The sequence below is a fragment of the Serratia sp. NFX21 genome (genome assembly GCF_048517035.1).
In the GTDB taxonomy this organism is placed as follows: Bacteria; Pseudomonadota; Gammaproteobacteria; order Enterobacterales; family Enterobacteriaceae; genus Serratia; species Serratia quinivorans.
In genome coordinates this window covers 4,460,587-4,485,725 of sequence record NZ_CP183196.1, presented here as the reverse complement: position 1 = coordinate 4,485,725, position 25,139 = coordinate 4,460,587, and the positions used below count along the sequence as shown (strand labels likewise).

Annotated in this window: 24 protein-coding genes, 1 other RNA gene and 1 pseudogene; 10 read left to right on the top strand and 16 right to left on the bottom strand. The window is 54.1% G+C overall.

Going from position 1 to position 25,139, the window contains the following annotated elements; genetic code table 11:
• Positions 1-34: 34 nt before the first annotated feature.
• From ACNT1W_RS20950 to ACNT1W_RS20920, 7 genes are all read right to left on the bottom strand, one after another.
• A complete protein-coding gene (locus tag ACNT1W_RS20950) occupies positions 35-1,315 on the bottom strand; it encodes a DUF3300 domain-containing protein (RefSeq protein ID WP_419246099.1) in 1,281 nt (426 codons plus the stop codon).
• A gap of 167 nt (positions 1,316-1,482) precedes the next feature.
• On the bottom strand, positions 1,483-2,235 hold the full coding sequence (locus ACNT1W_RS20945; RefSeq protein ID WP_115184925.1) for a MipA/OmpV family protein: 753 nt from the start codon (positions 2,233-2,235) through the stop codon (positions 1,483-1,485).
• A gap of 51 nt (positions 2,236-2,286) precedes the next feature.
• Positions 2,287-5,388 carry an efflux RND transporter permease subunit gene (locus ACNT1W_RS20940; protein WP_419246098.1) on the bottom strand — a complete coding sequence of 1,034 codons (3,102 nt, stop codon included), beginning with the start codon at positions 5,386-5,388 and terminating at the stop codon, positions 2,287-2,289.
• Positions 5,389-5,401: 13 nt separating this feature from the next.
• A complete protein-coding gene (locus ACNT1W_RS20935) occupies positions 5,402-6,574 on the bottom strand; it encodes an efflux RND transporter periplasmic adaptor subunit (RefSeq protein ID WP_135345001.1) in 1,173 nt (390 codons plus the stop codon).
• A gap of 239 nt (positions 6,575-6,813) precedes the next feature.
• Positions 6,814-7,494 carry a helix-turn-helix domain-containing protein gene (locus tag ACNT1W_RS20930; protein WP_012146404.1) on the bottom strand — a complete coding sequence of 227 codons (681 nt, stop codon included), beginning with the start codon at positions 7,492-7,494 and terminating at the stop codon, positions 6,814-6,816.
• A 160-nt stretch (positions 7,495-7,654) separates the two neighbouring features.
• A complete protein-coding gene (locus ACNT1W_RS20925; RefSeq protein ID WP_012146403.1) occupies positions 7,655-8,035 on the bottom strand; it encodes a Spy/CpxP family protein refolding chaperone in 381 nt (126 codons plus the stop codon).
• Positions 8,036-8,236: 201 nt separating this feature from the next.
• Positions 8,237-9,172, bottom strand: a complete 936-nt coding sequence (locus ACNT1W_RS20920) for a LysR family transcriptional regulator (RefSeq protein ID WP_026142501.1) — start codon at positions 9,170-9,172, stop codon at positions 8,237-8,239.
• A 137-nt stretch (positions 9,173-9,309) separates the two neighbouring features.
• On the opposite strand from ACNT1W_RS20920, the gene ACNT1W_RS20915 reads away from it, so the two are divergent.
• Genes ACNT1W_RS20915 through ACNT1W_RS20905 form a run of 3 tightly spaced genes read left to right on the top strand, consistent with a single transcriptional unit; the run spans position 9,310 to position 11,496 of the window.
• Positions 9,310-9,963: a DUF3313 domain-containing protein gene (locus ACNT1W_RS20915; RefSeq protein WP_135345003.1), complete on the top strand. Its 654-nt coding sequence runs from the start codon at positions 9,310-9,312 to the stop codon at positions 9,961-9,963.
• Between the two features lie 39 nt (positions 9,964-10,002).
• Positions 10,003-10,350 carry a DUF3302 domain-containing protein gene (locus ACNT1W_RS20910; RefSeq protein WP_261408501.1) on the top strand — a complete coding sequence of 116 codons (348 nt, stop codon included), beginning with the start codon at positions 10,003-10,005 and terminating at the stop codon, positions 10,348-10,350.
• Between the two features lie 9 nt (positions 10,351-10,359).
• The gene (locus tag ACNT1W_RS20905; protein ID WP_419246097.1) at positions 10,360-11,496 is read left to right on the top strand and encodes an HlyD family secretion protein; all 1,137 of its coding nucleotides are present in this window, start codon (positions 10,360-10,362) and stop codon (positions 11,494-11,496) included.
• 89 nt (positions 11,497-11,585) lie between these two features.
• On the opposite strand, the gene ACNT1W_RS20900 is transcribed toward ACNT1W_RS20905, so the two are convergent.
• The 4 genes from ACNT1W_RS20900 to smpB all read right to left on the bottom strand — a co-directional run bounded on the left by ACNT1W_RS20900 (position 11,586) and on the right by smpB (position 14,728).
• Positions 11,586-12,044, bottom strand: coding sequence for a helix-turn-helix transcriptional regulator (locus ACNT1W_RS20900; protein WP_411226674.1), 459 nt, complete (start codon positions 12,042-12,044; stop codon positions 11,586-11,588).
• Positions 12,041-13,390 (bottom strand): type II toxin-antitoxin system HipA family toxin, encoded by a 1,350-nt coding sequence (locus tag ACNT1W_RS20895; protein ID WP_259191104.1) that lies wholly within the window; start codon positions 13,388-13,390, stop codon positions 12,041-12,043. Before ACNT1W_RS20895 ends, ACNT1W_RS20900 begins: the two co-directional genes overlap by 4 nt.
• A gap of 425 nt (positions 13,391-13,815) precedes the next feature.
• Positions 13,816-14,196: a transfer-messenger RNA gene (ssrA, locus tag ACNT1W_RS20890) on the bottom strand.
• A gap of 49 nt (positions 14,197-14,245) precedes the next feature.
• Positions 14,246-14,728, bottom strand: coding sequence for an SsrA-binding protein SmpB (gene smpB, locus ACNT1W_RS20885; protein WP_012146396.1), 483 nt, complete (start codon positions 14,726-14,728; stop codon positions 14,246-14,248).
• Between the two features lie 161 nt (positions 14,729-14,889).
• Between smpB and ACNT1W_RS20880 the strand changes: the two genes are divergently transcribed.
• On the top strand, positions 14,890-15,324 hold the full coding sequence (locus ACNT1W_RS20880; protein WP_012146395.1) for a type II toxin-antitoxin system RatA family toxin: 435 nt from the start codon (positions 14,890-14,892) through the stop codon (positions 15,322-15,324).
• Positions 15,317-15,601 carry an RnfH family protein gene (locus ACNT1W_RS20875; protein WP_012146394.1) on the top strand — a complete coding sequence of 95 codons (285 nt, stop codon included), beginning with the start codon at positions 15,317-15,319 and terminating at the stop codon, positions 15,599-15,601. Before ACNT1W_RS20880 ends, ACNT1W_RS20875 begins: the two co-directional genes overlap by 8 nt.
• A 114-nt stretch (positions 15,602-15,715) precedes the next feature.
• Here ACNT1W_RS20875 and bamE read toward each other — a convergent pair whose 3' ends face one another.
• The 3 genes from bamE to nadK form a co-directional block, all read right to left on the bottom strand.
• Positions 15,716-16,054 (bottom strand): outer membrane protein assembly factor BamE, encoded by a 339-nt coding sequence (bamE, locus tag ACNT1W_RS20870; protein WP_012146393.1) that lies wholly within the window; start codon positions 16,052-16,054, stop codon positions 15,716-15,718.
• A gap of 113 nt (positions 16,055-16,167) precedes the next feature.
• Positions 16,168-17,829: a DNA repair protein RecN gene (gene recN, locus ACNT1W_RS20865; RefSeq protein ID WP_419246096.1), complete on the bottom strand. Its 1,662-nt coding sequence runs from the start codon at positions 17,827-17,829 to the stop codon at positions 16,168-16,170.
• 86 nt (positions 17,830-17,915) lie between these two features.
• Entirely contained in the window at positions 17,916-18,794 is an 879-nt protein-coding gene (gene nadK, locus ACNT1W_RS20860; protein ID WP_012146391.1) for an NAD(+) kinase, read from the bottom strand.
• 124 nt (positions 18,795-18,918) lie between these two features.
• Here nadK and grpE point away from each other — a divergent pair, with 124 nt between their 5' ends.
• Positions 18,919-19,491 carry a nucleotide exchange factor GrpE gene (grpE, locus tag ACNT1W_RS20855; protein ID WP_419246095.1) on the top strand — a complete coding sequence of 191 codons (573 nt, stop codon included), beginning with the start codon at positions 18,919-18,921 and terminating at the stop codon, positions 19,489-19,491.
• 50 nt (positions 19,492-19,541) lie between these two features.
• On the opposite strand, the gene ung is transcribed toward grpE, so the two are convergent.
• On the bottom strand, positions 19,542-20,225 hold the full coding sequence (ung, locus tag ACNT1W_RS20850) for a uracil-DNA glycosylase (protein WP_112362805.1): 684 nt from the start codon (positions 20,223-20,225) through the stop codon (positions 19,542-19,544).
• A gap of 344 nt (positions 20,226-20,569) precedes the next feature.
• Between ung and grcA the strand changes: the two genes are divergently transcribed.
• The 3 genes and pseudogenes from grcA (at position 20,570) to ACNT1W_RS20835 (ending at position 22,849) form a co-directional block, all read left to right on the top strand.
• On the top strand, positions 20,570-20,953 hold the full coding sequence (grcA, locus tag ACNT1W_RS20845) for an autonomous glycyl radical cofactor GrcA (RefSeq protein ID WP_012146388.1): 384 nt from the start codon (positions 20,570-20,572) through the stop codon (positions 20,951-20,953).
• 186 nt (positions 20,954-21,139) lie between these two features.
• Positions 21,140-22,101: pseudogene (locus ACNT1W_RS20840) on the top strand (phospholipase).
• Positions 22,094-22,849, top strand: coding sequence for an ankyrin repeat domain-containing protein (locus ACNT1W_RS20835; protein WP_017893729.1), 756 nt, complete (start codon positions 22,094-22,096; stop codon positions 22,847-22,849). Before ACNT1W_RS20840 ends, ACNT1W_RS20835 begins: the two are co-directional and overlap by 8 nt.
• Before the next feature lie 60 nt (positions 22,850-22,909).
• Here ACNT1W_RS20835 and srmB read toward each other — a convergent pair whose 3' ends face one another.
• Entirely contained in the window at positions 22,910-24,235 is a 1,326-nt protein-coding gene (gene srmB / locus ACNT1W_RS20830; protein WP_012146385.1) for an ATP-dependent RNA helicase SrmB, read from the bottom strand.
• Positions 24,236-24,334: 99 nt separating this feature from the next.
• On the opposite strand from srmB, the gene trmN reads away from it, so the two are divergent.
• On the top strand, positions 24,335-25,117 hold the full coding sequence (trmN, locus tag ACNT1W_RS20825; RefSeq protein WP_419246094.1) for a tRNA(1)(Val) (adenine(37)-N(6))-methyltransferase TrmN: 783 nt from the start codon (positions 24,335-24,337) through the stop codon (positions 25,115-25,117).
• The last annotated feature ends 22 nt before the right edge of the window (positions 25,118-25,139 follow it).

The following is a 25,139-nucleotide window of genomic DNA, read 5'->3' as shown; positions in this document are numbered from 1 at the left end:
CCGACATCTGCTGTGGACTGTTGTCTGAGTGCGATTACAGCCGGCGGCGATGATTATTCTCGCCGAAGAGATGCCCATCCCCCCACGAGCGGTTCAGCGCGCTGGAAAATGCCGGGTGGGATGCGCCATCGCCGAAGGGACGCACATCCCGCTCACGTTGGAACTGGGGCTGATGCACGGAGGACAAGCGCACCGGTCCGGGGGCCAGATGACGTTCGGATTGCAATCCGCTGCTGCGCTGGGGCAGGGCATGCTCGACATGACGTTCCGGCTGGCGTGTCGTGGTACGCACTGGGCCTGCGTAACGCTCGGCATTGCGATGCGGGTCGAAGGTCGGTGAACGGAGACCTTGATGATCCAGCGGCGTGGCATGCCGTGGGGTAAAGTTGCTGCGCGCCGGTGCGAAGTGCGGTTCGCTGAAGGGCGCGCGTGGCCCATATCCGTTGTGATGCCAATCGTTATTGCTGATAAAGGTCCGGTTGTTATATACCACTACCGGGCTGCCGCCCCAGTGCACACCCCAGTTATTATCGAACATCGACCCGACCATGACCCCGGCGGTAAAGCTGATCAACCCGGTAGCCACCATGTCACTGGTGCTGTAAGCCGGTGGTGGCGCATAGCCCGGATAGTAGGCCACTGGCGGATTGCCATAAACGGCGGTGCCGTAGCTGGGCACATATACCACGCTTGGCTGAGCCGGTTTGATGACGATGGTTTGGGTCGGTGCAGCCACGGTTTTATTGACCGCAGTCGCAGGCGTGCTTGCCGCGTTATTAGCGGTAACGATAACTTGCTGTTGTGCGTTGCTTTTCAACGCACCACTGTTGCTGGCGCGTTGACGCAGTAGCTGAACGGCGTTCATCACGTCGCTCGGATCCTGGCTATAAGCGCTGCCCAGAGCCTGAGTCCAACCCGGATTCTGTGCCATTTGCTGCAGCACGTCGGGGAAGGTCACCATGGCTTTTACCGCCGGCGCCCAGGGCTGCGCGTTAACTGCCTGCGTCAGTGCGCTGCCGGTCAGGCTTTTGTTTTGCAGCAGCCAGGCATTGGCGGCGGTAACCTGATCGGGCGTGGTGCTGGCTGCCAGGACCTGCGCGAGCAAATTATCCGGGAACAGGGCGATCGGACCGAGCAGTGAGTACAACTGCTGAGTGCTTGCGGTACTCTGTGGTAGGCCGCCATTTTGCACCAGTGGTACCGGCGCGGTGGCAGATGACGAAGACGGCGGTGCAGGGCGGTCTTGCGCTCGGTCGCAACCACTCAGCGCCAGCAGCGCCATCAGAACCCAGGGTGATTTTTTCATGTTGAACATGCGATGCTCCTCTTGTTGAGCCGAGGATCTCTTGAGCCATTCAGGGGGAAGCGCCGACCTGGCTGCGGCGTTTAACGCCATTCCCCGCTCAGTTTCTCGGATGCCCCAGAATCCCATGTTCACTCATTGGGCGATATTTAAACCGGGTCCGGAATCGGACCGCACTGTCAGAAGCGGTAGGTCACGCCGGTCCATAGCATGCCGCTGCCGCTTTTATCCACCATCGGGCTGTCGGTGATGCTGTTTGCCAGGTGGGTATAGCGCCCGGTGATAAAGGTCGTCCATTGCGGGGTGAGCTGGTAGCTGGCTGACAGTTCCAGATAGGGCGACCAGGACGAACCGGCCTTATAAGCAGAGAGTCCGCTGCGCGCCGACTCATCGGAAGAAACGCCATAGTAGTAATCATTGGTTTTGCCGTTGCTGTAGGTGACGCCAACGCCGGGCCGAAATTGCCAATCACCGCGTTCGATCGGGTACAGATAGGCGACGTCGCCGGTAAAGCCGTTGCTGTTGTTCAGCATATCGGTCGCCAGCTCGGTGCGGAGGGTGCCCCAACTGGCCTGGTGGCGATAGCCGATACCGCCCATCATGGTGGCGTGGCGGTTGTTCAACTGCTTCATGGCGTCGTTGTCGCTGTCGGAGGCCTTGAAATGCAATGGAGAATAGTAGGCGTTCAGGCTGAGCTGATTCTGCTGGTCCTTCCACAGATAGGCTCCGGCGCTAAGCCCCTGCACGAAGAAACGGTCACTGTCATAACCGATCACCGGCAGTGGCATTACCCGGTCCTGTTCCCCCTGATAAGGGCTGGGGCTGACCAACACCGACGCACCCAGTGTCCACGGGCTTTGCGCCCAGGCGGGATGGCTTAAGCAACCCGCGCTCAGCAGGATCCAGGTTAATTTCTGTTTTTTAATCATCATGAGGCCTTTTAAAAAAGTGCGGGCCAAAGCGGCCCGCCAGGGTTAATCGGGTTATTTACGGCCGAAGCGACGTTGGACGACAACGAAGAATACCGGGACCAGGAATATCGCCAGCAGGGTGGCGCTGATCATGCCGAACATGACGCCGGTGCCGACTGCGTTCTGCGCGCCGGAACCGGCACCGCTGCTGAGAACCAGCGGCAGCACGCCAAGGATAAAGGCCAGCGAGGTCATCAGAATCGGACGCAGGCGCATGCGGGTGGCTTCAAGGGTGGCGGCAATCAGCGGTTTGCCCTCTTTCTCCATCAGATCCTTGGCGAATTCGACGATAAGAATGGCGTTTTTGGCTGACAGGCCAATGGTGGTCAGCAGGCCGACCTGGAAGTAAACGTCGTTATTGAGGCCGCGTAAGGTGGCCCCCAACAGTGCACCGACCACGCCGAGCGGCACCACCAGCATTACGGCAAACGGGATGGACCAGCTTTCATACAGCGCCGCCAGGCACAGGAACACCACCACCAGCGAGATGGCGTACAGCGCGGGAGCCTGGTTGCCGGAAAGTCGTTCCTGATAAGACATGCCGGTCCAGTCATAGCCGATGCCCTTCGGCAGTTTGGCCGCCAGTTTTTCCATCAGCATCATCGCCTGGCCTGAACTGCGCCCCGGGGCCGGTTCACCCAGAATTTCCATCGAAGGCAGACCGTTGTAACGCTCCAGGCGTGGTGAGCCGTATTCCCAGTGCGCGCTGGCAAAGGCGGAGAACGGTACCATCTGGCCGCGGTTACCCTTCACGTACCATTGGTTGAGATCGTCCGGCAGCATGCGGTACGGCGCATCGGCCTGCACATAGACCTTTTTCACCCGACCGCGATCGATAAAGTCATTAACGTAGGTGCCGCCCCAGGCGGTAGACAGCGTCTGGTTGATGTCGTCAACCGAAACCCCCAGCGCCTCGGCCTTGGCCTGATCGACATCGACCTTGAACTGCGGTGTGTCCTCCAGGCCATTTGGGCGGATCTTGGTCGCCACGTTGGGGTATTTACCGGCCATAAACAGCAGCTGGTTACGTGCCTTGGTTAATGCGGCATGGCCGAGACCGCCGTTGTCGATCAGCTCGAAGTCAAAGCCGGTAGCGGTGCCGAGATCGGTAATCGCCGGCAGGTTAAAGGCAAAGGCGATACCTTGTTTGATCGTGTGGGCAAAGGCCATATTGGCGCGCTTGATGATCGCCTCAACCTTGTTTTTCTCCCCCGGACGTTGGCTCCAGTCCTTCAGGCTGACAAACGCCAACCCGTTATTCTGGCCGTTGCCGTTAAAGCCGAACCCGGCAACGGTGAAGACCGAATTGACGTTAGCCTTCTCCTTGTTCAGGTAGTAGTGGGTTACCTGGCCCAATACGGCCTCGGTGCGTTGCTGGGTGGCGCCGGCCGGCAGTTGGATCATGTTCATGAATACTCCCTGATCCTCGTCGGGCAGGAAGGCGGTGGGCAAGCGGATGAACAGCAGCGCCATACCAATCATAATCAGCAGGTAGATCAGCAGCATACGACCGGTATGGTTGAGGATATTGCCGATGCTGCCCTGATAATGTTGGGTGCTGCGGTCGAACAGGCGGTTAAACCAGGCGAAGAAGCCGGTTTTGGGCGCATGCACACCGGGTTTCAACAGCGTGACGCACAGTGCCGGAGTCAGGATCATCGCCACCAGTACCGACAGCACCATGGCGGAAACGATGGTGACTGAAAACTGGCGATAGATGGCGCCGGTTGAGCCACCGAAGAACGCCATGGGAATAAATACCGCCGACAGCACCATGGCGATGCCTACCAGTGCGCCCTGGATTTGCGCCATCGATTTGCGTGTGGCCTCTTTGGGCGGTAACCCTTCCTCCGTCATGACCCGCTCGACGTTCTCTACCACCACGATGGCATCATCCACCAACAGGCCTATCGCCAGCACCATGCCGAACATCGTCAGGGTGTTTATCGAGAAGCCAAAGGCCGCCAGAATGGCAAAGGTCCCCAGCAACACCACCGGCACCGCAATGGTCGGGATCAGCGTGGCACGGAGATTTTGCAGGAACAGATACATCACCAGGAACACCAGGATGATGGCTTCGATCAGCGTTTTCACCACTTCACCGATCGAGATTTTAACGAACGGCGTGGTGTCATACGGATATACCACGTGCATCCCGGCCGGGAAATAAGGTTCCAGACGACCAATTTCAGCCTTCACCGCGTTGGCGGTATCCAGCGCGTTGGCGCCGGTGGCTAATTTAATCCCCAGCCCGGCAGCCGGTTTGCCGTTGTATTCGGCGCTGGTGGTGTAGTTTTCGCTGCCCAGCGCAATGCGAGCAACGTCACGCAGATGCACCTGAGAACCATCCTGATTGACGCGCAGCAGGATATTGCCGAACTGCTGCGGCGAACTAAGGCGGGTTTGGGCAATGATCGATGCGTTGAGCTGCTGCCCCGGTACCGCCGGCAGGGCGCCGAGCTGGCCACCGGCAATCTGGTTGTTCTGCGCCTTGATGGCACGCACCACGTCTTCGCTGGTCAGTTGGTAATTATCCAGCTTGTTGGGATCCAGCCAGATGCGCATAGCGTATTGCGCGCCGAATAACTGTACCTGACCGACGCCGCTGGTACGGCTGATCGGGTCTTTGATATTGGCGACCGCATAGTCCGCCAGATCGGCCTGCGTCATGGCACTGCTGTCGGAAGTGAAGGCGGCCACCATCAGGAAACTGCTGGAGGCCTTCTGCACGTTAATCCCCTGATCCTGCACGGTCTGCGGCAGCAGCGGCATCGCCAGTTGCAGCTTGTTTTGCACCTGTACCTGAGCAATGTCCGGATCGGTACCGGTGGCAAAGGTCAGGGTGACCGTGGCGTTACCGGCGGCGTCACTGTTGGACGACATGTACATCAGGCCGTCCAGGCCATTCATATTCTGCTCAATCACCTGGGTGACCGTATCCTGCACCGTCTTGGCGTCGGCCCCCGGATAGGTGGCGCTGATACTGACCGCCGGCGGCGCGATGGTCGGATACTGCGCGATCGGCAGCTTCATGATGGACAGGGCACCGGCCATCATGACGATGATGGCGATGACCCAGGCAAATATCGGGCGGTTGATAAAGAAATTAGACATGCCTTGGCGCCCCTTAACCGTGATAGACGTCAGACAAGGCCTGAGCGGTGTCCGGCGTCTCTTCCGTTGCCCGTACCTGCATGCCCGGCTTCAGGCGCATCAGGCCGCTGACGATCACTCTGTCGCCAGCACGTAACCCCGACGTCACCAACCATTTGTCGCCAATCGCCTGACTGGCGTTCACCTGGCGCAACTGCGCCTGGTTGTGGGCGTCGACAATCAGCGCAGTGGCTTCGCCGCGCGGGTTGCGAGTGATACCTTGCTGCGGCACCAATAGCGCGTTTTTCTGCTGCCCCTGGTCAATCTCGGCGCGGACATACATGCCGGGCAGCAGGCTATGCTGCGGATTAGGGATGATGGCGCGCAGGGTAATGGAACCGGTGCTTTGGTCAACGGTGACGTCGGAGAATTCCAGGGTGCCAGTCGGCTGATAACGCTGGCCGTTATTCAGGATCAGGTTGACCGGCACTTTGCCGCCGTTGTGGGTAATGGTACCGGAGGCGATAGCCTGTTTAAGCTTGAGGAAATCGTCGCTGGACTGGGTGACATCGACATACATCGGGTCCAATTGTTGCACCGTCGCCAGCGCGCTGTTCTGGCTGGAGGTCACCAGCGCACCTTCGGTGACGCTGGATTTGCCGATGCGCCCGGAGATTGGCGCAATAACCTTGGTGTACTGCAGGTTGATGCGTGCGCTTTCCAGCGCTGCGCGGGCAGCAATGACGTCGGCATCGGCCTGCCTGGCCTGGGCCACGCTGGTGTCGAACTCCTGCGGGCTGACGTAGTTTTTGGCCCGCAGCGGTTGCTCACGCTTTACGGTCAGATGCGCTATTTCGCTGCTGGCCTGGGCCTTTTTCAGATCGCCCAGCGCGCTGTCGCAGGCGGCCTGATAGCTGGCCGGGTCGATCTGATACAGCGATTGGCCAGCCTGCACGTCACTGCCTTCGACAAACTGGCGCTTGAGGATAATACCGCTGACCTGGGGCCGGACTTCCGCCGTGCGGTAAGCATTGGTGCGACCCGGCAGTTCTGTTTTTATTGCCAGTGGCTGAGAGCGCAAGGTGACTACACCGACCGGATGCGGCGGAAGCTGCGTGGCCTTAGGGTTTTTATCTTTACAACCGGTAAGCAGCAGACCGCCGCACAGCAGTAAGCTGCCGGTTAAGCATAATGCGTTTTTGTTCATGATTATCCCGTTGGCCAGAGGGTATCGCAATGCGGTCTGGCGGCTGATTAAATACAGAAAGAGACTGATTGCGGTGTATTTTACGGAATAATCACAGCGGAAAGAGTCCGAATTCGGACTGGATAATGATGGGCATAGGATTTTATTACTCTATTATTGCCACTGTGTGTAAGCAATAAGAAAGCAAGAAAGACAATATCAGTAGTGTCCGTTGCCGCTGGCATCCCCAGCGGCCTTTTTTAATAACGCTGAGGCAAATTAAACACCTGAGTCAGGTGGCCTTTCTCCATGGCGATATAACCGCCGGTCTTCAAGTCACTCAAACATTTTAATATGGTGCTGCGCGCCAGTGTGGTGCGTTCCTGAATATACCTCAATGCCGAATAGTCGAGCCTTGTGCTTTCTGGTGCATTGATCAATTCCAATAGCTTACCGCGGATGGCGTCATAAGCATGGTTATTCAGCAAGTGCAGGTCACGCAGGCTGGCGAAATGCAGTTGATAAGCCAAAATGCGAGAAACGTCGGCCCATAACATGGGGTGCTGGTCGAGCTTTTGCAGCACCTTGCTGCCTGCCACCACATGGATCTCACAGTCTTTTTCCAGATGCAGATAGGTTTGTCCCACCGGGTGCAGCAGCTCCGCCAGGCCAATGATATGGGGGGCGTAGATGGTGGTCATCAGCAAATCGTCCGACTGACGATGCAGGTTGACCGCACCCTGCAATAGCAGGAATACCTGAGGGTTTTTACCGCTGAACTGGCGTGAGCGTCTGGCGGTCACTTCGACGGCCTCGGGTTTCAGCTCCGCCATCAGACGAGCAATGATGTCGCTTGGCTTATGCGGAATGATTTTTTGCAGCGCATCGTTGAAGTGGTCGTTGCCTGGAGCACTCCCGGCTGCATGCGGCTTGTCTGTCACCTTGATTCCCCGTTAATCAGCGCGTTAGCTTGTAGTCTATGCGTGTTGTACCGGCTGAGTATAGGGGAGGCTGCTTAATTCGGGGAGTTAAACGTTCTTTATCCTGGGCGTAACCCACTGCCGGGGGAATAACTGGCAGTGGGTATAGCTGGGAATGGGGTTACTTGATCATTTTTTGCAGTTTGGTTTTCTGCTCTGGCGTCAGGGTTTGCATTACGTCAAACAAGTAGCGGTAACGGATATATTCCGCCTGTTGTTGATAAATGCCCATTTCAGCAATGCGTTTTTTTACCGTTGGCTCGTCCCACTGAGAGGAGCCAAGCACTTTCAGAATGGCGCCGTTGTCGACCTTATCCGTTTTGATGCTGTCGAGCTGCAGTTGCGCCTTATCGCGAATAACATGTATTTCCTGACGCTGTGTTTGGCTCAGATCCAATACACCGGCCAGACGACTGGCGCTTTGCAAGCCTTCGGCGGCAAAAACAGAACCGGCGGAAAATAAACACATGCCGGCGATCAGCATTTTTATTCTTTTTTTCATTATCTACTCCTTATATTTGTCTCATGGCGATATTACGCATTAATTTAAATTCAGTGTGGTTATGAATGTTTCAGAATATATTAAAATTGAAGGTTTTTATTTTATTTCATAAGGTTGTGCCCAGAGTCCGAAATTGGACTCTGGGTTTATTTAAATAATATGCCGGGAGTGGTAGCCGTATGCGTTAATGGATGCTGGTGGTTAGACCAATCGATGTTCGTGCAGCTTAATGGTATTCATGATGCTGTCCATCATCACCTGCACCCGGTGGGGTAACACGCCACGTTGGCGGTAAATAAGATACGCCTGCATATCGATGCAGCGTTCGCGCTCAATGCAGGGCAGCAGTGAACCGGACTCCAGCGCCGAGGCCACCGAGTAGTAAGGGGCATAAACAATGCCCAGCCCCTGCTTGGCTAACTCAATCGCCGGCAGAATATTGTCGCAGATGCTGGTGCCGTTGACCGCTACATCGACCAACTGCCCCAGCGAGTTGTAACAGCTCCAGGTATTACGGCTGCCGCCCAATACCCGCAGGGTGATACAGCGATGCTGCGTCAATTCAGTCGGCTCCACGAGCGGAGAGTTGGCGATATAATCCGGCGATGCAAACAGCCCCACCCGGAAGCGGGTCAGTGGTCGGGCGATCAGGCTTTCATTCTGTGGTTGGAAGAAACTGATCAGCAGATCGCTGTCACTGTCGAAAACCGCGCCATATTTTTTCTCACGTTCATCCGGATTGCGGGTCACCAGGTCGACGATCAGTTCGGGTGACTCGCGCAGCAACGGCGGCAGTAGATAACGGGTCAGGAATGAATGGATGCCGATCGGTGCACCAAGCGTCACCATGCCGTTCAGGCTTTGTTTATAGGTGCCGGACATATCGAGCAGGTCGTTATGCTCATCCAATAGCTGAGCGGCGCGGCGTAAAAACTGTTCACCAAACTCGGTCAAAGACAGCGTTCGTGGGCTGCGTAGAAATATCTCCAGGCCAAGTCGCCGTTCCAGCGCCGTCAGGGTGCGCGACACATTGGATTGCGGCATATCCAGCAGCTGTGCCGCCTTGCTGACGCTGGCGGTTTCGGCGATGGTGCGAACAATCCTGAGTTCGTCGATCCTGAAGTCTTTTGCTTTCACGCGGTGAGCCATTCTGAGTTTGTATATCAAAAATGATATACATTTTTGCCGTTATTGTCATATGACTTATCACTGACCGGCGGGTATTCTTTTGGTCAATTATTTGCTATGCATTAAAATTGACATGGAAGATTATAATGAAAAAAACCTGCGCGATAATTTTACCCGTGGCGTTAACATTGACCGCTTGCTCATCATCGGTCACTGAAAAAGAGAAATTCTCGACGTTTCTGCCTGATTATAATGATATTACCAAGAGCCAATCGGCCTCCGGTAAGGACGTATTATATTGGAAGGATAAGAACGTTGATTTTTCCAAGTATAAATATCTGGTTTACCAGCCGATGATCTATTTCCCACGGCCAAAGCCTAGCGAGATGGTGAGCCAGCAGGCGCTTGATAATATTCTCAGTTACACCAACAGGCAGTTCAAGCAAGCTATGGGGTCGCATTTTACCCTGGAGGATGTTCCGCGTGAAAACACGCTGATTTTCCGTGGGGCTATCACGGCGATCGACACGCAGAAGAAGGGGCTACAGGTGTATGAGGTACTGCCGATTACGCTGCTGGTTGCCGCAACGCAAAGCGTAACCGGCCACCGCACCATGGAAAGCGCCGTTTATATGGAAGGTGAATTTATCGACGCTTCAACCAACCAGCCGGTAATCAAAGTGGTGAGGAAGGCGTCCGGAGAGAATCTGAATAATGAAAAGTCGCAGTTAAAAGTAGCCGATGTGAAAAATGCCATAGATACCATTGCCAATGATATTAAAGAATATAAGACGTCATAGACGTCGGTAATTAGTTTGCCTTATTAACCAGGGTTTCGCATGTTTCTAGATTACTTCGCTTTAGGCGTATTGATCGCCGTGTTTTTAATTCTGTTTTACGGCGTGATCATTATCCACGATATTCCTTATCTGCTGGCCAAGAAACGCCAGCACCCGCATCAGGATGCCATCCATGTGGCAGGCTGGGTCAGCCTGTTTACTCTGCATGCCATTTGGCCACTGTTATGGATTTGGGCGACCTTATACCGGCCGGAACGGGGCTGGGGAATGAGCGACAAAGCTGAGCAATCTGATGTGTTGCAGGCACGAATTAATCGGCTCGAAAGTGAATTGCAGCGCATGCAGACGCAGGTTGCCGCTCAAAGCTCGTCGTCCAATAAAGGTTAAGCAAACAGTATGGATCTCTTAATTATTCTCAGCTACGTTGCGCTGAGCTACGGCGTATTCAAACTGTTCCGTATTCCGGTCAATAAATGGACGGTGCCGACGGCGGTGCTTGGCGGTATTTTCATTGTGGGTGCCTTAATCCTGGGCATGAATTACAACCATCCTTATACCTACCGGGCGCAGAAGATCGCGATATCCGTGCCGATCGTCCCGCAGGTCTCGGGGATGATTGTTGAAGTCACCGATAAAACCAACGTGTTACTGCGCAAAGGGGAAGTTCTGTTTCGTCTTGATGATACCCGCTACCGCGCCCGACTCAACAAACTGCAGGCGGAGCTTGCCGGCGCGCAGGCGGATGTACGTGGGCGCCAGGCGACATTGAATGAGTCTGCCGCTAATATTCAGCGGGTGAATGCCGAGTATGAGCGAGCACGCAAGGATTATCAGCGCTATGCCAAAGGCGCGACCATGGCGGTCAACCCTTTTTCTGAGCAAGACATCAGCCATGCGCAGCAACAATACCAGGCGCAATCCGCCGCGCTGCAGGCCGCCAGGGCCCAGCATCAGCAGGCGAAGGAGCAGCTTTCGGGTCACTACAACGGTGAAGATGCCCATATCGCCAGCCTGAAGTCACAAATTGCAGAGGCCACCTATAACCTGGAACAAACCACTATTCGCGCACCCAGCGACGGTTATGTTACCCAGGTATTGGCCAGACCGGGCACCACCGCAGTGCGTTTGCCTTTCAAGCCGGTGATGATTTTTATTCCGCAGCAAAAACGGCAAGTGGTGGCGGTATTCCGGCAAAACTCGATCCTGCGTTTAACCGAGGGCGATAAAGCCGAGGTGGTATTTAACGGCTTGCCGGGCAAAATCTATGGCGGCTCGGTGACGCGGGTGTTGCCGGTGGTACCGGACGGCAGCTACCAGGCCAGCGGGGCATTGCAGGGGTTAAATGTTGGCGCCCAACAGGAAGGGGTTTACGTGATGATTGATCTGGCCCCCAGCAGGGAACTCGACAAACTGCCCGATGGCGTGACGGCGCAGACTGCAGTGTATACCGAGCACTTTGAGCATCTTTCCATTATGCGTAAAGTCCTGCTGCGCATGACCAGCTGGATGCACTATCTGTATTTGGATCACTAGTGGCGAGAGGTTTGTGCCGTTGATTCTAAAGCCCGTAATTTAGGTTACGGGTTTTAGAGGAACTTGGCCGAGGTTTGGTTGATGGTACTTTACTCGTTAAGTAAAGTACTTAAGGTATGACGAGATATCGGCACTAATCCCACCTGAAGCCCAAAGGGCTTGAATACTTTATTTATAATGTCGGAGGTATAGTTACCTCTGTCATTTTCAATTTCCGACAATGTCTTTCTCGATACCGAAACCAGAGTGGCATAATTTTCCTGTTTTAATCCCAGTACGTCGACTCTCAATGTCTTTAAAGCTTGCCCCTGAGTGATCTCTCCCAAGAGAAGTAATTTTATGATGTTATGCCGGGCAGAATTCCGTTCAATCGCACTCATCGATTTAGAGGTGCCAGAGGCTCTTTGGCGGCCTCTCTCTTTTTCTGAATTCACTTCATTTTTCACATCGCTGATGCTGCTGTTTTCTTTATAATTAGCTTTGTTTTTTTCACGCAGTCGATTAATGGTCTCTCTCGCTGAATCACTCATCTTTTCTGGCGTTTTCATAGCAAACCCCATTTCTTCAACTTCTCTGGTATATAGTCAAAACCGATCGATGGCATCTCAATGATTTGTAGGGGAACGCCTCTGTTTTGTAATCTTTCCTTAAGCCCAACCAATTGTTTCGCTGTGGTTTTTAATGCATGCATAAGTTCGTTTTCAGGCACCAGGTCGGCGAGTGCAGCCGTAATGGCTTCATAGTTGTATTCTCCGCCAACTTCTAATTTTTGTGCCCATTTGGTTGTTCTTGGTATGCCCTCTGGATCTGCTTTCATTGGGGCGAAGTCATAAATTGGGGCTAGCTGAATACTGAAGGAGTCTTTGATAAATGAGGTGTTCCGGCCGTGATTGTCACTATTGCCAAAGATAATGTTAAGCAAATCTCTTCGTACCCACTCAATCACAAATTCCCGCACGTCAAAATCAAACCCATGCTCTGTCACCATATTGCTTTGGGTGATTTTTTCAATCAGTGTCCTTATTGTTATCTCTTGATCCAGGGTTGTACCGGCCGTTTTTTTCAGCATAGAGTAAACCGATTCCATACCGAAGCGCTTCACCTTGTCGGCAGTTTCAAAACAAATATCAAACCTTGGCAACCAGATTGAAGGATAGGTTATTCCCTCCTCAAGCCGCATGTGTTGGGTTGATATTGTGTTAAACCCCATGGCTTCCAGCTCATGGTAATAATGAAATTCAGCTCTGACGATGTTGCAATCAATTTCAGTTTTTTGACCGCGCGGATATTTTACCAAATAGGGTATATCCCGGTTGGTCAGGTCATTTTGGAAGGTATCAATCCAAATCCGCTCATCATGGCTGTATCGCAATAATAACTTTGGTGCTTCTCCGCCCGCACCTGTCGCCCCACCTGCGGCGGCACCACGTTGTTGAGCGTAATCGAGAAAGTCGCCGGCTCTGTTTTTGACATCCTCAATGCTAAAAAACAGTCTGTCGGCCAGAGGATTAGCCTCGGCTAAGGATTCTTTGATGCGCAAATTCCCGACGGGTGACATGGTGCCATACTTGAGCAGCACAAAGTCCTGCTGGCCAGGGGTAAGCTCATCAATATCGAGATACTTTAACCAATAACGGCGGCTTGACCCGTTGGGCACGATGTCGTCCAGAAATTTCATCCAGCCGCGTGGGCCTTCGTCCTCAAAGAACAGGGAGACAGGATGGTTGATTGAGACGGCGTGGTTATCATCCCGATCTAAATAATCTATCGCAAAGTCGGTGTGATAGTGCAATTCGGTGATTTTGTATGATTGTTGCTCGGCATCAGGGAAAGCAATATTGGCGACATCAATCCACTGATTGTTGAGGAACGCTTGCAGGGTTAAAGTTTCCATATCCGCCTCCCGGTAGATAATGAGTCACTAATTACTCATTAAACACGATTTTTCTGTTTAATGTAACTTTTTATACTCACAATTGCCGATTGAGTATAATAATGTAACTTTAAATACTCATTAAATTGAAGGGAGTGCTGTGTTCTGGTATCCGAAGAAAGTGGTTGTCCGCGCAGGGGCTTTCTTGAAGCCTCACTGAGCGGGTTGGCGGATTCGATTTCTGTTTGTCTTGCTACTGCCGGGTTTCCAAAATTTGGGGCGCCTCAAAAACAATAATGCTTTAGAAAGTGCCTGGAAGATTCGGATTTAATAAGTTGGCTTCAGACTTCATGGGACAAATTGAGGGCACAAAAAAGCCCGCAACGTGAATTGCGGGCTTTTTCGTTATTGTCACTGGATCTATCTGGTATCACCGGTGACCTATTTGGTGGAGCTGGGGGGATTTGAACCCCCGTCCGGAATTACTACACCGTCGGCACTACATGCTTAGTCCAATCTTCACATTCGCCGGTCAGCTGCGGATGGACACGCCACTAACAAACTAGCCTGATTGGGTTTAACGCTTCAGCCCCAGGCAGGACATCCACGCGATCTCTTTTGGGTTTGACCTCTCTTGATCCCCGTCCTAAGAGCGGAGGCTAGGGAGAGAGGGAATCTTCAGTTTCTTAGGCTGATTAAGCTGCTAAAGCAGCAGATTCGAATTGCGAGTCGTTTGCAATTATTTTTTTTGCGGCTTTTAACGAGGCAAACCGCCCCTCGGCATGCTCCTAAGGCCTCACAATCCCGTCGAATCCAGAATCAGCCCCAAGTTACGTCGCGCAGTATAACAGAAGTTTATCCCGTTAAGCCAGAGGCTTATCGGTTGGCGTGCTTCATGATACGGGATTTCGCCGTCTGCCATTCACGATCTTTGATGTCATCGCGCTTATCGTGTTCTTTCTTACCTTTAGCTACGCCGATTTTGATCTTGGCCCAGGCATTTTTCCAATACATGGACAAGGCAACCACGGTGTAACCGTCACGATTTACACGGCCGAGCAGTGAGTCCAGCTCACGCTTTTTCAGCAGGAGTTTACGGGTACGTGTCGGATCGCAGACCACATGAGAAGAAGCTACGTTGAGCGGTGAGACAGTGGCGCCAAACAGGTAGGCTTCACCATCGCGAAAAGTCACGTAGCTGTCACTGATGTTGGCTTTGCCGGCACGCAGCGATTTGACTTCCCACCCTTGCAGAGACAGGCCCGCTTCGAATTCTTCCTCAATGGCGTATTCGAAACGCGCACGCTTGTTTTGCGCAATGGTGGCAGAGCCGGGTTTGTGTGCTTTTTTCTTTGTCATAGTGTGTTCATTATACTGGATGCGTCAGCGAAAGAAATCCTTTCCCGCTCAGCACCTGCGCAATTTTTCGCATTTTTGGCCTCTGTGTTGCATAGCAGATTTTTTGTTTGCCGATAGATAAATGGTATGATTTGTATGTTTTGTGTCTCACAGGAAATGATATGCCCCAGATCAGTCGATCTGCGTTAGTGCCATTCAGCGCCGAGCAGATGTATCAGTTGGTTAACGATGTTCATTCTTATCCCGATTTTCTGCCAGGTTGTACCGGTAGCCGGGTGATTAACGCGTCCAACAATGAAATGACCGCTGCAGTAGATGTTGCCAAAGCCGGTATCAGTAAAACTTTTACCACGCGCAACACGCTGCTGGATAACCAAAGCATCAATATGCAACTGGTTGATGGTCCGTTCCGCTCCTTGATGGGGGGCTGGCACTTTACGCCGCTCAGCCCGGAAGCCTGCAAGGTTGAGCTGCACCTTGATTTTGAATTTACCAACAAATTGATCGAGTTGGCGTTCGGCAAGGTGTTTAAAGAGCTGGCGGGTAACATGGTGCAGGCATTCACCCAGCGGGCGAAAGAGGTCTACAGTGTCTGAGATACGGGTCGAGGTGGTTTACGCCTTACCGGAGCGTCAGTATCTGCGCAATGTCACACTGGCGGAGGGCAGCAGCGTTGAGCAGGCGATTGTAGCCTCCGGCCTGCTGGAACTGCGTGGTGATATTGACCTGCAAAGTAACAAGGTGGGCATCTATAGCCGACCGGCCAAGTTGGCTGATGTGCTCAGCGATGGCGACCGGGTGGAAATTTATCGCCCACTGATTGCCGACCCCAAAGAGCTGCGCCGCCAACGGGCAGAGAAGGCAAAAAAATAAGGCGCTAAGAGCGCCTTATTTTTTATCAGAATTTTATCTTCCGAGTTGCAGCCTGGTACTGTCATGAAGAACTTGACGCGTCCCTCACGGGCCGGACGATAGTTCCTGCGCGGATTACTTGGTCAGCGCCGGCTTGTTCTGAATATCGGTCAAGACACCCGCGCTATTAAAGGTCAGCGTCAGGGTTTGCTGGGTGATATTTTCATGACCAGGTTGCTGACGGAACACATAGAACCACGTCTGAGTACCGAACGGGTCCTGCAGCATTGGGGTGCCCAATGTATAAGCGACCTGTTGCTGGGTCATACCTTTTTGAATTTTAGCTACGTCGGTGGACGTCAGGTAGTTCCCTTGGTTGATGTCAGGCCGGTAAACCACCTTCTCAAAAGTAGAACAGCCTGCAGTCAGCATCACAAGAACCACAGCGGCGGCAGTCAGCGTTTTACAGCGCATAGTAATCACATTCCTTTAGGGCATAGGATGCCGATGATAATAGACCTTGCAGCAGTTGGAAACCTTTACAGGGCCCCAATATGACCTCAGGAAAGTAAAAAAGTTGAGCTTTTCTATGCAGCAAGCAGTTCTTTCGCGTTTGCCAGGGTATTTCGAGTGACTTCACTGCCGCCCAAAAGGCGCGCCAACTCTTGCAAACGAGCGCGTTTATCCAGTGGTGACATCTGTGTTTCGGTTTCTGTGCCGTCGGTCTGTTTGCTGACGAACAGATGCTGATGACCACAACCGGCTACCTGCGGCAAGTGAGTGACGCACATAACCTGGGTAGATTCCCCCAACTGGCGCAGCAGGCGGCCGACAATGGCGGCGGTTGGGCCGCTGATGCCTACGTCCACTTCGTCGAAAATCAGCGCCGGTGTTTCCATCTTGCGGGCGGTAATCACCTGGATTGCCAGCGCGATGCGCGACAGTTCGCCGCCAGAGGCCACTTTCGCCAGCGCCTGCAGTGGTTGGCCCGGGTTGGTGGAAACGCAGAACTCGGTGCGGGTCGCGCCTTCAGCACTCAAATATTGCGGCTCGAAGCGCACGTCGATATTGAATTTACCGTGCGGCATGGAGAGTGCCTGCATGCTGTCGGTAATCAACGTGGTCAGCTCAGAGGCATAATGCTGACGTTTCTGATGCAGTTGCTCTGCCAACAACAGCGCTTGCTGATGATGCAACGTGACCGCCTCGGCCAGGTGTTCGTGGTCGTTTTCTTGCTGTGACAGCAGCTGTTGTTCATCCAGCATTTGCTGGTGCAATTGCGGCAGCTCTTCTGGCGCGACGTGGTGTTTACGCGCCAGGTTGATTTGCCGCGACAGGCGCTGTTCCAGTTCTTGCAGGCGGTTGGGATCCAGATCCATACGATCGGCGTAGTGGCGCAGTTCATCGCTGGCTTCACTGATTTGGATTGACGCCTCTTCCAGCATATCCAGCAGGCCACTGAGTTTTTCATCCATGCCGACCAGCTCAAGCAGCAGGTGTTTGGCGTTGTAGAGCTGACTCAGCATATTATTTTCTTCGTTATCGGCCAGTAATTGCAGGGTTTGCTGGCTGATGGTCAGCAACTGGCCGCTGTTGGCCAGGCGTTTGAATTCGGTGTCGATTTGTTCAAACTCACCGGCCTGCGGCGCAAACTCGTTCAGCTCTTTCAATTGGTATTGCAGCAGTTGTTTGCGTGCGTCGCGCTCGATGGACTGTTGCTGATGATGAGCCAGTTCGCGGCAGCTTTGGTGCCAGCGCTGGTAAGCTTGCTGCATTTGCGTCAGCAGGGCGGGTTCATCGGCGTAGGCGTCGAGCAGTTGTTTTTGGTGCTCAGGCTTGAGTAACAACTGGTGGGCATGCTGGCCATGGATCTGAATCAGGCGCTGGCCGAGTTCGCGCAGTTGCGAAAGCGGGACGGCGGTGCCATTGATAAAGCCACGGGAACGGCCATCTGCGTTGATCACCCGGCGCAGCAGGCACTCATTGCTGTCGTCCAGCTGGTTCTGCTCGAGCCATTGTCGTGCAGAAGGCGTGTCCGCCAGTGAGAAACGGGCACAGATATCGGCACGGGCGGCTCCCAATCGGACGACGTTACCGTCGGCGCGATTACCGAGGCACAGCCCCAACGCGTCGATGGCAATCGATTTGCCGGCGCCGGTTTCACCGGTAATCGCCGTCATACCCGGTTGAAAATCAATTTCCAACTCACGAACGATAGCAAAATTGCTGATGGTCAATTGCGCCAGCATGGGAACCTTCCTGTGTATAAACACATAACTGTAGTTTCATACAGTATAGACTGGTTTTATATACAGTAAAGAGGCTGGCGCAGTTTTTAGAATAATTTTTTTGACCAACCCAGCTTGGTGCTTAACGTATTGAAATAGCTGTAGTCCTTTGGATGAATAAGATTCAAATGGAAATCACTACGGCGTATCAATACCTCTTCACCTTCCTGGATAGGCAACGCGATTTGGCTGTCGCAGCTGATCTCCAGATCGCTACCAATCTGCGAAAACTTCAGCCGGATAGTGCTGTTGCCGTTGATCACCAACGGGCGGGCTGAAAGGGTGTGCGGGAACATCGGCACCAGCGCGATGGCTTCCAGCGACGGCGTCAGGATCGGCCCGCCGGCAGAGAGCGAATAGGCGGTCGAACCGGTCGGGGTGGCGATGATCAGGCCGTCAGAGCGCTGTGAGAAGGCGAAGCGATCGTCGATATACACTTCGAACTCAATCATGTGCGCCACTTTACCGGGGTGCAACACCACTTCGTTGATAGCGGTGCTGATGCGGCACTGCTGGTTTTCCTTATGTACGATGGTTTCCAGCAGGAAGCGCTGTTCATCGATATATTCGCCTTCCAGCACGTCGGCCAATTGCTGCAATGCGTTGTCGGGATCAAGATCGGTCAGGAAACCGAGATTTCCGCGGTTAACACCGATCACTTTAATATCGTAACGTGCCAGCACGCGCGCTGCGCCCAGCATATTGCCGTCGCCGCCGACCACCACGGCCAAATCGGCCTTTTGGCCAATCTCTGCCAGGCTGCCGGTGACGGCGTCTTTCAGCCCCAAATCCTGGGCTATCTGCCGTTCAACCATCACTGAATAGCCTCGGGCGACCAGCCAGTGAAATAACATCTCATGCGTTGCCAGCGCCGAAGGGTGACGCGGGTGGCCAACAATGCCAATACAGGCGAATTTTTTATTCATTGTTGTGATTTTCCTCACCGGGACCAGTTTATGCCCCACATTGTGACCGGTTGACTTGAAACCCCGGTTTTGATCCCCATAATAAGCCAAGTTGCGAGATTAATGCTAAAACGCGGAGATATTCATGAGTAGTAAAGAACAGAAGACGCCAAACGAGCAAGTCTCGGAAGAAATGGAACAGCAGGAAGTCTTGCCGGAAGCGGCTGAGGGCGTCGATCTGCGGGATGAGCGCATTGCTGAGCTGGAAGCTCAACTGGCCGAAGCCCAGCAGCATGAACGCGACAGCCTGCTGCGCGCCAAAGCGGAAATGGAAAACGTCCGCCGCCGCACCGAGCTGGATATTGAAAAAGCGCACAAGTTTGCTCTGGAGAAATTCTCCGGTGACCTGCTGCCGGTGTTGGATAACCTGGAGCGTGCGTTGGAACTGGCGGATAAAAACAATCCGGAGCTGACGGCGATGATCGAAGGTATCGAGCTGACGCTGAAGTCCCTGCAGGACGTAGTGCATAAGTACGGTATCGAAATCGTTGGCGACACTAACGTGCCGTTCAACCCGGAAGTACACCAGGCAATGAGCCTGATGGAATCAGCCGATCACCAGCCAAATCACGTAATGATGGTGATGCAAAAAGGCTATACGCTGAATGGCCGCCTGCTGCGCCCGGCGATGGTCGCGGTTTCCAAAGCCAAGGCTTAAGCGAATTAAGTAAAGAAAAGGCACCTTCGGGTGCCTTTTTTACGTCTGAATCAGTTCTGCGGCAGTTGCGGCAGCCAGTCGATAGGTTGCAACCCCTGTTGCACCAGCAGCTGGTTGGCCTGCGAGAAGTGGCGGCAGCCGAGGAAACCCCGGTGGGCGGAAAGCGGTGAAGGGTGCGGCGCTTTCAGCACGTGGTGGCGGTTGCTGTCGATAAAATTGCCTTTCTTCTGGGCGTGAGCGCCCCACAGCAGAAACACCACGCCTTCGCGGTTTTCATTCAGCGCGGCAATCACCTTATCGGTAAAGGTTTCCCAGCCCAGTTTGGCGTGTGAATGCGCCTGGCCACCTTCCACCGTCAACACCGTGTTAAGCAGCAGCACGCCTTGTTCCGCCCAACTTTGCAGACAGCCGTGGCTAGGGCGTTCAAAACCCGGGATATCCGTCGCCAGCTCTTTATACATATTCACCAGCGAAGGAGGTGCAGGCACGCCGGGCAGCACCGAGAAAGACAGGCCATGGGCCTGATTCGGGCCGTGGTACGGATCCTGACCGAGGATCACCACCTTCACGTCTGCCAGTTCGGTATAGCGAAAGGCGTTGAACACGTCTTTTTGCGGTGGGTAAATGGTCTTACCGGCCTGACGTTCAGCGGCAACAAAGGCAAGCGTTTCATGAAAATAGGGCTGCTCTTTCTCCTTGCCGATGACATCATGCCAGGTGAGGGAGGTGGACATAAACGCTCTCCTTTGTTTTCGTTAACAATTCACTGGGCATAGCTTACCGTTTAGCTTCACTCAGTGAAACCCGCTTTTATCCTGGCGTCTTTTCGTTTTATGCAAATATTGTTGAAAATTTACAAAAATAATTGCGAGGTGTCTTGCGGGGAAAATTGACATAAAACATAAACTTGCCCCCTTGTGCTGTGCGGGTACCCCGTAAAAATTGACTTTAATCAAAGAATTGCCTCGGCCAGACTGGTATACAGAACAACAAGACAACAATGGTTTTACCAAATGGCCGAAACCAACATTGGGTTTTTTCGAAGTAGAATTTTTCGCCCTTGTACGGAGGCAACAACATGATTACTGGTATTCAAATCACTAAAGCGAACGACCAGGCGCTGGTGAACTCTTTCTGGCTGCTGGACGATGAAAAATCCGAAGCTCGCTGTGTTTGCGCGAAAGCCAACTACGCGGAAGATCAGGTCGTTCCGGTCAGCGAACTGGGCCAGATCGAGTACCGTGAAGTGCCGCTGGAAATGCAATCTACCGTGCGCGTTGAAGGGGGGCAGCACCTGAACGTGAACGTACTGCGCCGCGAAACGCTGGAAGATGCGGTTAAGCATCCGGAAAAATACCCGCAATTAACCATTCGCGTGTCCGGTTATGCGGTGCGTTTTAACTCGCTGACGCCAGAACAGCAACGCGACGTGATTACACGTACTTTTACAGAAAGCCTGTAATTGTTTGCGTGATTAATAAGGGAGCTTCGGCTCCCTTTTTCATTGCTGAGCCCGCCAAAAAGTGAATCCTGATCACATTCCTTGCAAAGATAATCACTCGCATTACAGAACTGCTCCGACCTGCCGATAGCTACAGCAGCACTCATTTGGGTGCGGCATAGATAAGTCTATCGACAAGGAGTCGGCATGAGTATGTCTTTGAGTTTTACCTCTGCGGTCAGCCCTGCGGCCATTCAACCCCCGGTGGCCCGTGCGGTACCGCAACCCCTGAATTCGCCACAGCCGATTGAGCCCCCAGCGGCTAAAGCCCCTGCGGCCACGCTTTCCCCAAACAGTCTGAATGCCCAGAATCTGCTTAATACGCTGGTGAGCGATATTTCGGCCGCTGCGCCGGTGGCTGCCAGTCAGGGCGTGACGCGTGGGCAACAGTCACAGCAAGGGGACTATACGCTGGCGTTACTGGCCAAGGACGTTTACAACACCGCCAGTCAGGGCGTTGGCGGTTTCACCCGCTTGAACGACAGTGCCTTGCTCGGCGCAGGCATTGACCCCGCCAGCCTGCATGACTCGGCATCGGGTTTCCAGGCCGGGATCTACAGCGATAATCAGCAGTATGTCTTGGCCTTTGCCGGCACCAATGATATGCGTGACTGGTTGAGCAATGTGCGTCAGGCGACCGGCTATGATGATGTGCAGTACAATCAGGCGGTCGCGGTTGCCAAAAGCGCCAAAGCGGCGTTTGGCGAGGCATTGGTGATTGCCGGTCATTCGCTTGGCGGTGGCCTGGCTGCAACGGCGGCACTGGCGACCGGCACGGTGGCGGTGACTTTTAACGCCGCAGGCGTTTCCGATTACACGCTGAACCGGATGGGGATCGATCCGGCAGCGGCGAAACAAGATGCGCAAGCGGGGGGATCCGCCGTTACAGCGAACAATACGACATGCTGACCGGCACTCAGGAATCCACTTCGCTGATCCCGGACGCTATCGGGCATAAAATCACGTTGGCCAATAACGATACTCTGAGCGGTATCGATGACTGGCGGCCGAGCAAACATGTGGATCGCAGCCTGACCGCGCACGGAATCGATAAGGTTATCAGTTCGATGGCGGAGCAAAAGCCATGGGAGATCAAGGCCAATGCCTGACAGGCGGCGCGTGCGGCAGACGTTGATTATCGCCATGCTGGCGTTGGTTGCGATCTCCGGTTTGCTGATTATGGCTAAGGAGCAACAGATGAATCAGGATATCTCTCCGTTCAACGGACGTGGCAATGCAGCGCTGGCTCAGGCGGTAGCGCGCGGTGATGTACAGGGTATTGCCGAACAGGCCACACAGGGGCGTCTGAGCGAGCAGGGTGAGCGTCAGGTCACTTTGCCGCAGTGGGCAATATTGGCGCAGCAACCGCAAAGTCTGGCCTTACTGCTGGAGCTGGGAGCTGATGCTTCCACTCCGGGTCTGGATGGCAACAGCGCGCTGCATACCGCGGCGGCGGTGCAGGACCCGCAGTATTTGCGGCTGTTGCTGGAGCAGGGGGGAGCGGTTAATCCACGTAATGCGGTAACCGGCGCCACCCCCTTGGCGACTGCCGTGTTGGCCGGGCGGGAAGAGCAACTGCGGTTGCTGTTGGTCTCTGGGGCGGATGTCACGCTGAGCGATCGGCTGGGCGATACGCCTTTGCACGTAGCGGCTAAAACCAACGCGCCGCAGTTGGCGCTGATGCTGTTGCAGGCGGGGGCAGATGCCAAGGCCCGTAATCAGCAGGGGATGGCCTTTCAGTTCTATTTCTCACAAACGCCAACGTCGTTGCAGAGTGAAGAAATGCGCGAGGGTTATCGTCAACTGAATGCCTGGCTGAAAGCCCATCAGCAGGCAACGCATTACGCGCAGCAGTAAGCAGGCATAAAAAAACCGCCTTCAGGTTAATGGAGGCGGTTTTTATTCACTACGGCAGCATTACTTCGCGCCGTTGCTCTCAGGTTTGGCCTTCGGCTGGCGACGTTTGCCCACGTTTTTCGCATCGCGATGACGCACTTTCACCTTGGCTTTTTCTTTGTTCTTTTCTTTATCGGCTGCGCGTTTGGCAATCACCTTCTTGGAAGGCTTGCCGTTGCTTTTTTCGCTCGGTACTTTGGTTGACGGACGCAGCTCTTCGATCACCCGCGCTTTCAGCGGCTCGTTCAGGTAACGGCCCACTTTGCCCAATAGCAGGTGGTCGTGTGCCTCAACCAGCGAGATCGCGGTGCCTTTACGCCCGGCACGACCGGTACGGCCGATGCGGTGCAGGTAGGTGTCCGCCGTGCGCGGCATGTCGAAGTTGAATACGTGGGTGATATCCAGGATATCCAGACCACGGGCAGCAACGTCGGTGGCGACCAGCACGTTGACACGGCCGTCCATCATGCGTTTTACCGCTTCGTTACGCTTGGCCTGCACCATTTCTCCTTCGAGGTAACAGGTATTGATGCCAGCCTCGCGCAGCCAGGCTGCCAGCTCATGCACGCGCTCACGCTTACGCACGAAGATTACGGATTTCTGCACGTCCGGTTGTTTCAGCAAATGCACCAACAGGGCGGTTTTATGCACCACGTCATCGGCGCGGTAGTACCACTGCAGGATCTTTTTGCGCTCACGGCGTGACGGGTCAGCTTCGACTTCTACCGGCTCTTTCAGAATGCGTTCGGCGAATTCGCGGATGGCATCGCCTTCCAGCGTCGCGGAGAACAGCAGGGTCTGGTTACGCCAGCGGGTTTCGGCGGAAATAGTTTCGATGTCCTGCGCGAAGCCCATGTCCAGCATGCGGTCGGCTTCATCAAGGATCAGCGTTTCTACCGCGCGGCAGTCGAAGTTTTCTTCTTTAATGTACTGCAGCAGACGACCGGTAGTGGCAACGACCACGTCCTGGTTTTCGCTGAAGACTTCCGCGTGGTTCATATAGGCGACGCCACCGGTGATGGTAGCGATATCCAGCGAAGTATGAGCAGCCAGTTCACGTGCCTGATCGGCTACCTGCATCGCCAGCTCGCGTGTCGGGGTCAGGATCAGTACGCGCGGTGGGCCGGACTTCTTGCGTGGGAAGTCGAGCAGATGTTGCAATACCGGCAGCAAAAATGCAGCGGTCTTGCCGGTGCCGGTCGGCGCCGAACCCAATACGTCGCGCCCATCCATCGCAGGCGGGATCGCCTCGGCTTGAATGGCGGTTGGGCGTTCGTAGCCTTTATCACGCAGGGCGTTTATCAGGCGTTCATCGAGTTCGAGCTCGGAAAAATTGGTTACTGTCATGGTCTACCTCTACTTGGGGCGCCGATTATAGACGGGTTGGCCGCGTTCTTCACCTATTTAAGCGGAAAGCATCTCTTTTCCCAAAAATCAGATTGCCTTATGCTACGCCAGTTTTGTATTCAGGTGGTTATTGTGAGCACTCAATCGAAAGCGAATTTTACTCCGCGTCGCGGCGGTTTTACCTTTAAGCAATTTTTTGTTGCTCACGATCGCTGTGCAATGAAAGTGGGTACCGACGGCGTGCTGCTCGGTGCATGGGCTCCCCTGGCACAGGCACAACGGGTGCTGGATATCGGCAGCGGTAGCGGATTGATCGCGCTGATGCTGGCGCAGCGTACCGCCGAGAACGTGCAGATTGACGCTGTAGAGCTCGATGAAGCCGCCGCTGCACAGGCGCATGACAATGTGCTGGAATCCCCTTGGTCGCTGCGCATTCAGGTGCATGCGCAGGATATTCACCATTTTGCCCAACATCATGCCGGTCAATATGACCTGATCGTCAGCAACCCGCCGTATTTCGAGCCTGCGGTCGCCTGTCGCGACCAGGCGCGCCATAACGCCCGTTATACCGAAACCCTGACCCACGATGCCCTGCTGGCCAGTGCGGAACAGCTAATCGCACCGCAGGGAATCTTTTGCGTAGTACTGCCGCATGACATTGGTGAAGCTTTCGAAACTAATGCACATCGCCGTGGCTGGCATACTGCGCAGCGGCTGAATGTCAGCGATCGCGCGGATACGCCGATGCACCGGGTATTGTTAGCCCTGACGCGTCAGCCTGTGGAAGAGGCAACCGAGCAGAAGTTGGCGATTAAGTTGGCCGATGGCAGTTACACCGATGATTTTCGCCGTCTGATTACCGATTTCTATTTGTTTTACTGAGATGAAAAGGGCGCCATGGTCA